Annotated in this window: 10 protein-coding genes and 1 pseudogene; 4 read left to right on the forward strand and 7 right to left on the reverse strand. The window is 33.8% G+C overall.

Annotation, left to right across the window (positions count from 1 at the left end):
• Positions 1–84: 84 nt before the first annotated feature.
• A complete protein-coding gene (locus tag ONI09_RS03980) occupies positions 85–840 on the forward strand; it encodes an ankyrin repeat domain-containing protein (protein WP_265013745.1) in 756 nt (251 codons plus the stop codon).
• Between the two features lie 72 nt (positions 841–912).
• A complete protein-coding gene (locus ONI09_RS03985; RefSeq protein WP_265013746.1) occupies positions 913–2,988 on the forward strand; it encodes an acetyl-CoA carboxylase biotin carboxylase subunit in 2,076 nt (691 codons plus the stop codon).
• Here the strand turns inward: ONI09_RS03985 and ONI09_RS03990 are convergent.
• From ONI09_RS03990 to ONI09_RS04020, 6 genes and pseudogenes are all read right to left on the reverse strand, one after another.
• Positions 2,937–3,998, reverse strand: a complete 1,062-nt coding sequence (locus ONI09_RS03990) for a COX15/CtaA family protein (RefSeq protein ID WP_265013747.1) — start codon at positions 3,996–3,998, stop codon at positions 2,937–2,939. The genes ONI09_RS03985 and ONI09_RS03990 overlap by 52 nt on opposite strands.
• Positions 3,947–5,553 (reverse strand): annotated as a pseudogene (locus ONI09_RS04000) (glycosyltransferase family 2 protein). Before ONI09_RS04000 ends, ONI09_RS03990 begins: the two are co-directional and overlap by 52 nt.
• A gap of 14 nt (positions 5,554–5,567) precedes the next feature.
• A complete protein-coding gene (locus ONI09_RS04005; protein WP_265013750.1) occupies positions 5,568–6,044 on the reverse strand; it encodes a F0F1 ATP synthase subunit B family protein in 477 nt (158 codons plus the stop codon).
• An 8-nt stretch (positions 6,045–6,052) separates the two neighbouring features.
• Positions 6,053–6,532, reverse strand: coding sequence for a F0F1 ATP synthase subunit B family protein (locus ONI09_RS04010; protein ID WP_265013751.1), 480 nt, complete (start codon positions 6,530–6,532; stop codon positions 6,053–6,055).
• A 3-nt stretch (positions 6,533–6,535) separates the two neighbouring features.
• On the reverse strand, positions 6,536–6,763 hold the full coding sequence (locus tag ONI09_RS04015) for a F0F1 ATP synthase subunit C (protein ID WP_006014985.1): 228 nt from the start codon (positions 6,761–6,763) through the stop codon (positions 6,536–6,538).
• A 58-nt stretch (positions 6,764–6,821) separates the two neighbouring features.
• On the reverse strand, positions 6,822–7,547 hold the full coding sequence (locus tag ONI09_RS04020; RefSeq protein ID WP_265013752.1) for a F0F1 ATP synthase subunit A: 726 nt from the start codon (positions 7,545–7,547) through the stop codon (positions 6,822–6,824).
• Between the two features lie 229 nt (positions 7,548–7,776).
• Between ONI09_RS04020 and ONI09_RS04025 the strand changes: the two genes are divergently transcribed.
• Positions 7,777–8,064 carry a hypothetical protein gene (locus ONI09_RS04025; RefSeq protein WP_077188073.1) on the forward strand — a complete coding sequence of 96 codons (288 nt, stop codon included), beginning with the start codon at positions 7,777–7,779 and terminating at the stop codon, positions 8,062–8,064.
• 120 nt (positions 8,065–8,184) lie between these two features.
• Complete coding sequence (gene pheT, locus ONI09_RS04030; RefSeq protein ID WP_265013753.1) at positions 8,185–10,524, forward strand: phenylalanine--tRNA ligase subunit beta; 2,340 nt, start codon at positions 8,185–8,187, stop codon at positions 10,522–10,524.
• Here the strand turns inward: pheT and ONI09_RS04035 are convergent.
• Positions 10,515–13,262 carry a coiled-coil domain-containing protein gene (locus ONI09_RS04035; protein ID WP_265013754.1) on the reverse strand — a complete coding sequence of 916 codons (2,748 nt, stop codon included), beginning with the start codon at positions 13,260–13,262 and terminating at the stop codon, positions 10,515–10,517. The two genes, pheT and ONI09_RS04035, sit on opposite strands and share 10 nt — an antisense overlap.
• Positions 13,263–13,296: the final 34 nt, after the last annotated feature.

Raw genomic sequence — 13,296 nt, forward strand, 5'->3', positions numbered from 1 at the left:
TTTATTCTGAGAGATAAAATTTTATTTATTTTTCATAAATTGTGTTGTATAGTTTAGTATTGGTTGAATATAGCGAGGTGAATTATGGATGGACTTGTAGATATAGCAAAATTGCTTTCAGATAATGAAGCTAATATCAATTGGCGTTACACCGGCCCTTTTGATAAAACAAAACAAAGAATACAGGCAGATAATCTCCTGCATTTAGCTGCAAGAATACAAAACAAAGGTAAATTTGTAGACATTTGTAAGAAGAACATTGCTTCTGTAACTGCGCATAATAGGTATGGAGATAATCCATTTCATGAAGCAGCAAGAAGTGGAATTTTGCTGCCTGCAGTACAAGAGATTGTGAATGACTTAGAGAAGGAAGCTAATAACAAAATTACGAAAGCAGCAGAAGCTGGAGATCGGAAAGAAGTAAGCAGATTGAAAGAGGAACTCAAATGTAATAAAAAATATATTAAAGATGCGCTCTGCAGTAAAGGCTATGCTTTTAATAAGAAGAGGGAAACTCCTCTTTATTACTTAAATGCTGCACAACAGAAAGAAATTAAGCAAATCGCAGGCATAAAAGACAGCTTTATATGTAACCAGAAGTTTCACCTGTGCTTATGTATAATAGGAGCGATAGCATGTATCGCTGCTTTATGTTTGTCTTTATACTTTTTATTTTTAGTTTCTCAATCTTTTGCACTAAGCTCGATGGTTGCAATAGCTTCTGGCGGAGTCACATACCTGTCAGTTAAAGCATGTAGCGAGATACATGCCTTGCATAACGAAAGCACTTTAGTGGAAAATGCTAATGTACAACTTGCAGGAGAAAGTTTAGGTGTTTGATGAAGCTAGAAATTACTTGCAGGCAATGATATAGAAATTTACTTTCTTAACTTCAGAAAGTATACTCATACGATGACGGAAAAGAAGTACAGTAAGATTTTAATAGCAAACAGAGGAGAGATTGCCTGCAGGATTATCAGAACTGCTCGTAGGATGGGTATATCTTGTGTGTGCATATACTCGGATGCAGATGTAAATTCTGTGCATGTAAGACAAGCAGATGAGTCAAGATATATCGGCCCTTCGCCATCTTGCCTCAGTTATTTAAACATTGAAAAAATATGTGAAGTAGCAGTTGAAACAGGTGCTGAGGCAGTTCATCCTGGCTATGGTTTTTTAGCAGAGAATCCAGATTTTCCACGTGCTCTTCAAAAACATAATATAGACTTCATCGGTCCCAGTGCAGAAACAATAGAAGTTACAGCCAACAAAATAACAGCAAAAGAAGCTGCAAGAAAAGCTGGAGTGAATGTAGTGCCAGGATATATGGGTAAGATCAGCGATGCTGCCCACGCAGCTCAAGTTGCTGAAGAGATCGGTTTTCCCGTTATGCTTAAAGCTGCATCAGGCGGTGGTGGCAAGGGAATGCGAATTGTAAATTCCAAAAAAGAAATTGAACTAGCGTTCACATCAGCAACAAATGAAGCAGAGAAAAGTTTTAAGGATGGCAGTATCTTTATAGAGAAATATATAGAATTACCAAGACATATCGAAATACAAATCATAGCGGATAAATATGGCAATATAGTATGTCTTGGAGAGAGGGGGTGCTCAATACAAAGGAATAATCAGAAAATAATGGAAGAAACGCCAAGTCCATTTATTAGTGAAGAAGTAAGACAAAAAATGTATGCCCAATGTGTTTCTTTAGCAAAGCAAGTTGGCTATTTTTCAGCAGGTACTGTTGAGTTTGTTGTAGATAAAGACCAAAACTTCTATTTTCTTGAGGTAAATACGAGATTACAAGTTGAGCATCCAGTAACAGAATTTATAACTGGAATAGACATAGTAGAAGAAATGATTAGAACTTCCTGTGGAGAAAAATTAAGGTTCAGTCAGGATGATATTAAACTTACTGGTTCTGCAATAGAAAGTAGAATTTGCGCTGAAGACCCATCGAAGAAATTTTTCCCTTCCAGCGGAAGAATAAAATATTACGATAAACCGGGTGAAAATGATTATGTAAGAATAGATGATGGAGTTGCTGCAGGTTCAGAAATTAGCATGTTCTATGATTCGATGATTGCCAAAGTGATAACATATGGAAAAGATAGAGTAGAAGCGATCAGCAGAATGCAAAAAGCATTGTCTGAATGCTATATAGAAGGAGTAACAAATAATATAGAATTTCTAGAATCCATCTTCCATCACCCAAATTTTATCGCAGCAAAGCTCCATACGAGATTCATTCCAGATCATTACCCTAGTGGGTTTCACGGCGATTTTGTTACAGAGGAGTATATTAAAATATTTATTTTCACTGCGTTATATGTTCATTTGGAAAATGAAGAAAGGTACCATCATAAAGCAGTGAATGAAACATCTCAGGTGTCATTCCAGTGCGTGACACTGGAATCTAGTAAAAAAGAAGGGGCACCAGTATCAGCTACTCGGATGGCAGGTAACCGTGCAAGAGATTTATTCATAGTGAATATAAATGACAATGAGTACTCCGTAAATGCAAAATACCAAGATAATATATTAATAACGGTATATAATCACAATAAATACTCCGTTATAGGCAAGTGGAAATCAAGTTATAGATTGCTATATATCACAATTAATGACGATACCAATATAGCACTTAAAATAGAAAGACAAGGCAGCAAGTACTTCATAAGACATGCAGGTATGAAAGCTGAGTGTTGTATATTAAAACCTCATGTAGCTGAATTAAGTAAGTTAATGCTAAATAATGAAACAGAAGGGATTTCAGTAGATGCTGTAAAATCCCCAATATCTGGCTTATTAGTTAAATTACACGTAAATGTAGGAGATCAGGTAGAAATAGGACAACCTTTATTTGTTGTGGAAGCGATGAAAATGGAAAATATTATATGTGCTGAAGCAGCAATGGTGATAAAAAATATTCCCATTCAAGAAGGAAAAAATGTGCAGATTGGTGATGTAGTCTGCTTCCTTAAATAACACAAGAAGTATAAACTTGACCCAAACAAGATAAATGAAAACACTTGATGAGCTATGGCAATGGCTATCGGTATGTGCAATAATAGAGTAATTACACCTAAAATGATCTGAATGACGACGGAGAGCAGCATAATATATACCGGTTTTATGCTAGCATTTTTTACTGTGAGTATTACTACCAAAGTTAGTATTAGCAATGCCAGTGCTCGATGTATAAATTGCACTGTCGCTCTGTTCTCAAAGATATTCAGCCATATAGGCTGTAAGAAAAATAAATCTTCTGGAACGATTTGTCCGCCCATTAGTGGAAAGGTATTGTAAATCAAACCAGCATTTAATCCCGCAACAAACGCACCGAAAATTATTTGTATTACAATTAGGGCCAAAATCATCCCTGTATAGTGTATAGTGTCACTACTAATCTTAAGTTTAGTTTGCTTTGGCCTGATTTGGTAATCAAAAAATTGATATGACAATAATGCAAAGATAATTAATGCTAATAATAAGTGAAGTGCAAGCCTATAGTGGCTAACATGAGGTTCAGTTACTAAACCACTTTTAACCATATACCAACCAGCAAAAGCTTGTAAAGCTCCAAATAATAATGCCATAAATAGCTTTATTACTACTTTTTTAGATATTTTTCTTCTTAATGTGAAATATATAAATGGCAGGACAAAAACTAAACCTGTTAGTCTTGCAACCAATCTGTGTACATATTCTATTAAGTATATAGCGCGAAACTCCTCCATACTCATACCATAGTTAAGTGCTTTATATTCAGGTGTAGCTTCGTATTTTAATTTTTCTTGTAGCCAGTCTTGTCCACTCAGTGGTGGCAATGTTCCAGTGATGGGTTTCCACTCTGTGATTGACAATCCTGCTTTTGAAAGTCTGGTAAATCCACCAATCCCCACCATGAGAATTACCATGATACAGCAGAGAAAAAGCCAAATAGCTACAGGTTTTGATTGCTTTTGTTCCATAAACCATGCTGAGTTTTGTTCCATCGCTCAGGGTAAAGAATAAATTCCCACAAGGCAAGAAAAGCTGCTGCACTATGTAGCAGACTATAGACCGGAAAAAATATCGATACTATATAAAAATAAAAAGGCATCTTTTGCTGTTTGACAGCTATTACCAAAAGAATCAGGTTAGTAACGTATACCACTACAAAGTAGTACAAAAATAATTCATTTAAAACTTTAGTTAATATCAATGAAAGCAGTAAAAATGGAGTAGTAAAAAATATAAAAGCTGCAGAGCCAACAAAAAGATTCAATAGCAAAATTCCCTTAAATCCAGTGTGTTTATAAAGTGACTTTATATTTTTTAAATGAACAATATAAGTTTGCATATAGCCTTTGATCCAGCGCGCTCTTTGCTTAATCCAAGCAAATACAGCAACTGGTGACTCTTCCAATGTTTCTGAGTCAATCATCCTGGTTTTATATCCCATTTGCGCAAGTCTCAAACCGGGTCAGCATCTTCGGTAACACTGTAAGCATCCCAGAAAAACACTTTTTTTAGAATTTTTACTGAAAAATGATTACTGCTACCACCCAAAGGCATTGGCATGTTCATTTTTTGGAATCCAGGCAATAAGTATTGAAACCAGTTCATATACTGCAGAGAAAAGGATTTTGTGAGAAAATTATAATCACAATTATAGTAATTTAATTTCGCCTGTACACAGGCAAGCTTATCGTCGTCCTTATTAAATTCAATCAGTGCTTTTTTTAACTGCAATGGGTCTGGTTTATCGTCCGCATCATATATTACTGCATACTTTCCTCTAGCAAAGCTCATAGCATAATTGCATGACTTGGCTTTTGTTCTAGGCAAAGAATGAGGCACTTTTATTACTTCAAAATACTGCGGTAAAGTGTACTTTTCTATAGCTGCTAGCGTTTCTTGGTCATCACTTTCTACCTGAAGCTTCACATCTAATTTTGATTTTGGATAATCCAAACTTTCAATGCTTTCGATCAATTGCTCTATCACTGCACTTTCTTTAAAAGCAGGCAATAAAATAGTATATATAGGAAAATCTTCTTCATTCAGCTTACTATAATCCACTTTTTGGTTGGAGGTTTCACATAAGCTAAAAACTGTAGCTATAAACTTGAATAAATAACTAGAACATCCGATTATAAATATCAACATCAAAGCAAAATATGTATATTTCTCTGTTAGTGTTAAAATTGAAGTTACAATAAAGAAAGAAGCAAAAAATATTGAGCTTAGTTTAATGCTTTTAGCTGAAAAATTAGGATTCTTGTAATATAAGTAGTTGCTTGCAAATTCTGAAATACCAAAGTGCGAGTTAAGAAGATTTAAAATCTGTTCGCTATCCACTTTTATTAATACATAGTCAATACCGTAATGAGCTTCGACCCAACGGTTGATATCTCGGCTTGTGTCTTCAACCATAAAAAAAGTAGTATTATTTAATTTTTGCCAAGGAATTATATTAAATTTACAGTAAAAAAGTTTCTCTGGCTCTTTGCACAAACTAGAATCAAACTTAATTTTTTCTACATTATCAGCTTGAAGTATAGGCAATTGTTGCATTGAACCTAATGCAATTTTTTATTTAAGTCACGTGAAAATGAAGATATGACCTCGCTACTACGCTTATCATCTTTACGTTCATGCATTATTTTTTTTACAGCATCAGCAGCTATATTCACTGTGTTAGTCTGTAAATCCCCAAGAGCTTTTTCAACTTGGTCAGTGACTTTCTTCAAGTTAGAATGGGCATTGTCATCTAATGTCTGATCTAGCTGCTGTCTATTGTGCTTAATGATACTATTAGCTTTATCAAGTGCTTCATTCATCATTTTATTAACTTCTGCATCTAATTCTTTGTATTTTTTAGAAGATTTTTTGTAATACTCCAACATATCTTTCCTGAATTTTTCAGTTTCTTCACTTGAAAATTTGCTTTTGTTACGCTTATTGTTAAGCGCATTTTTTACCACTTTCTTTAGCAATTTGTACGAAAGGACAAAACTTACCAAGAAGGCAAGACCGATAATCAGTGATGTAGACATAAAAACCCCTAAAATTCTTTGGACACCAAGTCAGCAATAAATTCCTCTTCAATTTCAGAATTAGTCAATTTAGTATAATAAATTAAAGCAATACTAGTAGCCATTTGTTTTAACTGATCAGTATATCCAGATTTAAATTCTGCCACTTTTTTTTCAATAAGCTTGCTCTTTTTTTTGTCTTCCTCTTCTAATATATTCTTAACATTAGCTCTCATTTCTTCTACCTGAGCAAGTGCATCATCTATGATTTTTTTTGCCTGTATTCTAGCTTGGTTTAAAGCGGCATTATACTTGGCAATCTGCTCTTCCGTGAGTCTTAAAAGATGAACAGAACTATTAAAAGAACCCAATACTTCTTTACTTCTAGTGCTTATTATTTTATCTAACTTTGGTAAAAATAAACAACTTACCACGAAAAAAAGTGAAGAGAAAAAAATTAAAAACCAAAAAACTTGAGAAAAGAAGGTTGAAACATCAAGCTGTGGCATCTGTTAAGCAGCAAATATTAATAACATTGCAAGTACAAACGCAAGCAATCCCATGATTTCAACCATGGCAGCACCAATATAAACATAACTTTTCATTTTACCTTCTGATTCAGGGTTTCTCGCAATCCCATTTAACATAGCAGAAAAGATATTAGCTATACCTAAACCAGCACCGAGCATTCCAAACACAGCTAAACCAATTGCTATAAACTTTAAAGCTACTAAATCCATATATTACCTTTAATTTTTCTTTATAATATAATTGTAAAATATTCTACAAGGAAGTCAATTACTTTACTGCATCTGACAAATATACACATGTTAATATAGTAAATATATAAGCTTGTAAAATTGCAACAAATACTTCAAATCCTATCAATGCAATTATGAACAAAAACGGCGCAGGAGTGAAAAATATGTTCATATTTACAATAAACCCTGCTATCACTTTGATGATTGTATGACCAGCAATCATATTTGCTGCAAGCCTTATTGATAGGCTAACCGGCCTTACTAAATAAGCAAACAACTTAATAATAATTATTACAGGTACAAGCCACGAAGGAGTTCCTTTTGGTAGCAATATGCGTAAAAATTCTACTCCCCTTTCTTTAAATCCAACAATCGTTATATAAATAAAAACCACCATCGATAAAGCGAAGGTGACTATCACATGACTTGTGACCGTGAAACTATAAGGAAGAACACCAACTAAATTACACGATAAAATGAAAATAAATACTGTGAATATCAATGGAATGTGCTGCAAGCCTTTGCTTCCAGTGTTATTTTCTATTATTGAAATAACAAAATCATATACATACTCAACTGCAGCTTGCAAATATCCTGGTATTACTGACCCCTTCTTTATTCCAAAAAGCAAAAAGAGTATCATCAATATCACCGAAATCATCGTGAAAAAAGATGAATTGGTAAAGCTTACGTCATACCCAAATAACCTAGGTAACTCTATTATTGTATATACTTTAAATTGCTCTAGCGGATTTAACGCCATTTTGACCCTATGTACTTGAACTATAACAGTAAATAAAGTATGAATTTTATAGGACAAAGTCAAGGGTTAAGATAAGGCTCTGTGTTATTATAACATTGATACATTAACAAAATATGTAATTAGAGTGTTAATTACAGTCAGCTCTGTATTTTAAAATTTACTAATCTTATTAAATTATTTAACTTAACATCTTATTTTAATTATAATTTAATTTTTAGTGAGGTATATAATGAACGAAATAGATTTTATTAACGCTAATCATCCTTTAAATTTAGAGCAGGAATTTGGTAACGGATACATCAAATTGACAGATGGTTCCTTTAACGAATATACTGGCCATTATCAAATAGGAAGCGAAATACTAGATGAAAGCCATAATATGATAGGAGACTTAACTATAGATGGCTACATTCATAGCTTCCATGCAGATACCCACAATATGAATCTTAAATCCTTTACGGAGATAGATTTAAAAGGTGATATAAAGAAGATAAATTCTCTTTACAAGAAGATATAAAGTTACAAAAACTTCTGCATCATTGCTTGTGATACAGAAGTCACTTTTCATTCCACTACAATAAGCTTTAAAATCACTACATTTTACATTACAATAACTTTTTCACTTCTTTTTAGGTCCATGAAATTCACATTATCTTGGTTATTAGAACACTTAGAAACCAATGCTAGTTTAGAAGAAATTACCGATAAATTAACTCACATAGGGTTAGAAGTAGAAGATGTGATCGATAATTCCAGATTGACTGGGTTTATTGTTGCAGAGGTATTAGAAGTCGTACCTCATCCAAATGCTGATAAATTAAAATTATGTAAAGTAAATGATGGAAGTAAAATTCTACAAATAGTCTGTGGAGCAAACAATGTTAGAGAAGGTATGAAAACTGTACTTGCATCTCTTGGTAGCACGTTGCCAGAAAGTGATCTCACAATTAAGTCCACAAAAATACGAGGAATGCTAAGTGAAGGGATGCTCTGCTCTGCTTCTGAACTTGCGCTGGTTCAAGAGGAAAGTGAAGGAATAATCGAGCTTTCCGATGATTATAAAGTAGGGGATAAATTTTTCAATTGTGACCCTGTAATTGATATAAATGTTACTCCAAACCGTGGAGATTGCTTAGGCATTTATGGAATAGCTCGCGACCTTGCTGCAACTGGAATTGGGACATTAAAGACTTTAAGCATTCCACAACTTACCAGCTCCATAAATTCACCAATCGATGTTGAAGTTACTGACGGGGAAAGTTTTATTAGTGGAATATACATCGCCAATGTAAAAAATCAAGAAAGCCCAAAATGGTTAAAAGATAGGCTGGAATCGATAGGAATGCGCTCCATTTCTGCAATAGTTGATATCACGAACTATATTATGATATCTTTCAGCCGCACAATGCACGCGTATGATGCAAAAAAAATAGAAGGAGAGCTCACAGTACGCAAAGCAAACGACGGAGAAAAATTTGCTGGTTTGAACGGTAAAGAATACTTATTAAACAAAGACATAAGCGTTATTGCAGGTGATAAAAATATTCATGGAATTGCTGGAATTATAGGTGGTAAGTGCAGTGAATGTACTCTTGAAACTACTGATATCTTTTTAGAGTCTGCTTGGTTCGATCCCATCTCTATTACTAAATCTTCAAGGCAGCTCGGCATCTCCACAGAAGCTAGTTACAGATTTGCACGTTCAGTTGATCCTGGATTTACTTTTGATGGACTCAACCTTGCAGCTAAAATGATTCTGGACTTATGTGGTGGAGAAACCTCAAGCGTAGTGTCTGCTGGCAGTTTAGATAGTGCTGACACCAAGGTGAGCTTTGATTATCAGGATGTGAACAAGTTTGGAAGTGTGTCTGTATCGCCTGATGAGGTGCTTGATATCTTAACGAAACTAGGGTTTAGTATTGATAAAAAAACCGAAGGCAATTGGAATGTACAAGTACCAAGCTGGAGACCGGACGTGACAATACCGGCTGACCTAATCGAAGAAGTAACAAGGATATACGGCTATGACAAAATAAAAGAAGAACCACTACCAAATAATGTTGAAGAAGTAGATAGTACATACGACAATTTGCGTATTTTGATGACAAACAGAGGGTTTCATGAAGTGCTAACCTGGTCATTTATGAGTGAATCAACAGCTGAAAAATTTGGTTACTCGAATAAGTTATTTATCATCGATAATCCGTTTAACAATAGCTTTAATATAATGAGACCAAGTATTATGCCAAATTTATTGCAAGTTACTGCTGATAATATTGCCCATGGAATATCTGATCTTGCAATCTTCGAAATTGGGCCGATTTACGATGGTGAAGCTCGGTCTAAACATGTTTTAAGTGGGATAAGAACAGGAAATAATTTACCGCGAAACCATTATAATACTGATAGAAAAGTAGATGTTTTTGACGCAAAGGCTGATTGCATAGCAGCTTTGGAGTTTTTTAACGTCAATTGTGATAATTTAACGATAGAGAGAGCAGAAAAAGAACATTATCACCCAGGAAAGTCAGGCACTCTCTCTTTTAAGAATAAAGTAGCAGGTTATTTTGGAGAGTTGCATCCTAATATATTAGATCTTTTTGATATCAAGCAAAAAGTTGTAGGTTTTGAGGTGATATTAGAAAATATTGAAAATTTACCTGTAAGTAGAAAGAAATTTATCGATTATAAATACCAAAGTGTAAAACGTGATTTTGCATTTATTGTAAATAAGGATGTGAAAGTAGGTAACATAATCAATGTGGTAAAAAAAAGCTCAGAGCTCATCACAGAAGTTTTAGTATTTGACGTATACCATGGAAATAATATAGAATCGAATAAGATGTCTATAGCATTGTCAGTTACTTTCTGCTCTCCAACTCACACTTTAACTGAAAAAGAGATCCAAAAAGAATCAAGTGCTATAGTTAATTTAGTATGTGAAAATACCGGAGGAACTTTGAGAACTTATCGTTGAGTCACAATCATAGTTTCCTGCCGTTGCTGTGTCACACTTACTTCATCCAATTTATTTCCAATATTGAATTCAATATCCTTGAAAAATCTATCCCACATTCCATGCAAATGCTCTTCTATTTTAGGCCACACATCATTTTTAAATGTTACCCCATCATCAGAAAATAAATTACCTAAAAAGGCTCCAATACCTTCATAATTTGACTGAAAACATTGAAGAAATGTCTCTCCTTCTTTATAAGTATTATGTGCCACATTTAACGCTTTTCTCTCTGTAGTCTCTTTATAAGCATTTGATGCTCCAATCTTTATTGCACCAAACATAACTTTACTCCAGTTCTTAACTTTCTGTATACAACCTTCACTATTTCCTGGTATATTATTTATTATATCTTTTGTCAAATTATCTATCAAAGGAGACAATAAACCTTGATAAAAGTGCTTGATATTATTTTTTGTTTTTATCACAGGACTTTTTATGCATTTTTCTGCCAAATAGTATTCAAGTTCCGCTTCCTCTAACAACTTCTTAACTGCTTCTTCGTTAAAAGTTTCACGCTCGAACTCCTTCAGTAAATCATCCTCTATTATTGCAAACTTTATTTTTTCGCGAGATTCTAGTTCTTCTATATAATCATTTTTTGTTTCTTCATTTATCAACAATCCTTTTTCTTCTAATTCTAACTGTTTTAATGCTTTGAGAATTTCTTGGTTATTTTTCAAATGCTTCTCTATTAATTTTGTACTTGGATGCTGTTCTCCTTTCCTATTTCGCTCACCTTCTAAATATTTGTTTAAATCCTCATTTTCTTCTATTACTTTCCTTAACGATATAGGTTGCTCTAAGCATTCTGCAATTTCCGCTCGGTGCGCATTAATCCTCTGTACTAAATCCGGCTCCTTTTCCTCTAACAGCTTACATGAATCCTCTATACCCTTTGCTTGGCCTTTGAGTACATTTTGTTTTTTGCATTTCGTTATTTCTAAATATATCTTTGCTACAAAAGCATTTACTTTATCTGAAGCTTCTTTTAAATTCTCACTCAAAGAACCTTTTATCTCCTTTTCTAAATCCCGAAACTGGTCTATTAAGCTGAGCATGCCTAATAGGCCTAACTCACCCTTGGCTTTTTTCATTACTGATTTTACTAGCCTTTGCTCAACTTCTTGATCATCATACTCGAACTTAAAAAGACCTTCTAACCTTCTTCTTAAAACATCACCTGCTAAATTATTCTTTTTTACATCTCCATATATTTCTTTCAATTTTTCATGTATCCTAATATATCTTTTTTGTCCTTCTTTTTTTAAAAGATTAATCTCTTCTTTAGCATTACCTAGAGCTGTCTCTGTTTCTCTACTATGTATATATTTATAAACATCAATAATTGTTCTCTTAGCTATCTTCCCTTCTTCTTTAAGCCGCTTCCATTCTGCTTTAAATATAGGAAGCTCACTATCATCTAAAACATCCGGTACTTTTGCTCCTGCTTTTTTCAGATCTCTTATTATCACTTCTTTCTCACCTGGTAATTCCTTACCTTGATTCTCTAATTCCTGTCTCACTAAAGAATTTTTTATCTCATCTTCCAGTGAAAAACCTTCTTTCCGTCTATCCAGCTGAAACCTAACTGCTTGTATAAAGGCAACTTGATAGGCGTTGTATATTAAGTGAGTTGTCAACTTAAAATCTATGCTACTTACCACTTTTAACCTGAATTCGTCCAACAATTCCTTCAATTTATCATATGTAATCTCTTTCTTTTCTAGCTTTATCAGTTCTTCCATAGTCTTCGCAAATTCTTGAATAGAAGTTGCAAGCCCATCCTTGATTTCATTGCGTAAGGGCTTAAGACCATTTTTTAAATTGATGTTAGTTGACAATTTCAGTACGATGCTATGCTCTGAATCCCGCGTCACATCAAACCACTTGTTATTTTCATTTTCATACAAATCTCTAAGCAATCGTTTAAATTGCGGTGGAAATTCTATTTCCATATCCCACGCAATATTTGGTCCAGTAACTTCCTTTTCATGAAAAGACACCTCAATATTTTGATGCTTATTAGAATACCGCCCCATACTTATTTTAAGAGCAGTAACTAAAGAGTGAGATAAATCTCTATTTAAAAGATAAAAAGTAGCCAAAGCAATTGTTGCAGGAATAAGTAATGCTGCAAGCATAGCTATATTAACAAGAATCACTATTGCAGCAAGAACACCATATGCCAGTCTTTTTGCTGTACTTTCACTTACTTCACTTTTTTTTGTTTTATTCTCCTCTGAACTGATTTGTGTCTTATCATTTGTTTTTAATTTATTATATACGGCTAATCCTAACGCAGTGAAAACTATATAAGGAAACATTAAAACTGATAGAGCTAAATTTAATACTTTCTTCTCCGGGCAAGCTCGATTTACCTCTTTAAATATTCTACTTGATATATTATACCAAGAAGTAAAAAAATCAGAGTTATAATCTTTATAATGAAATATACTGAGTGGAACGTTAAAATTAGCTAACGGCTCTTGTTCTTCCACAGCATCAAAAAATTCTTCTTCCTCTTCTGAAGTAGCAAGACCTAAATCATTCCCTTCTTCTACATTAGAAACAGCTTCCATAGCATCAAAAGACTCTTCCTCTTCCAAAGTAACATTGGAAATAGATTCTACTTTACCTAAATCATCACTATTGTTATTTAAGTCAACAACTTTCTTACAACCTACAACAGCATGCATACCATAACCTTACCTCAAGTAACCTAAGTATAGC

It is taken from the genome of Wolbachia endosymbiont of Drosophila pseudotakahashii, from assembly GCF_026015925.1.
In the GTDB taxonomy this organism is placed as follows: domain Bacteria; phylum Pseudomonadota; class Alphaproteobacteria; order Rickettsiales; family Anaplasmataceae; genus Wolbachia; species Wolbachia pipientis.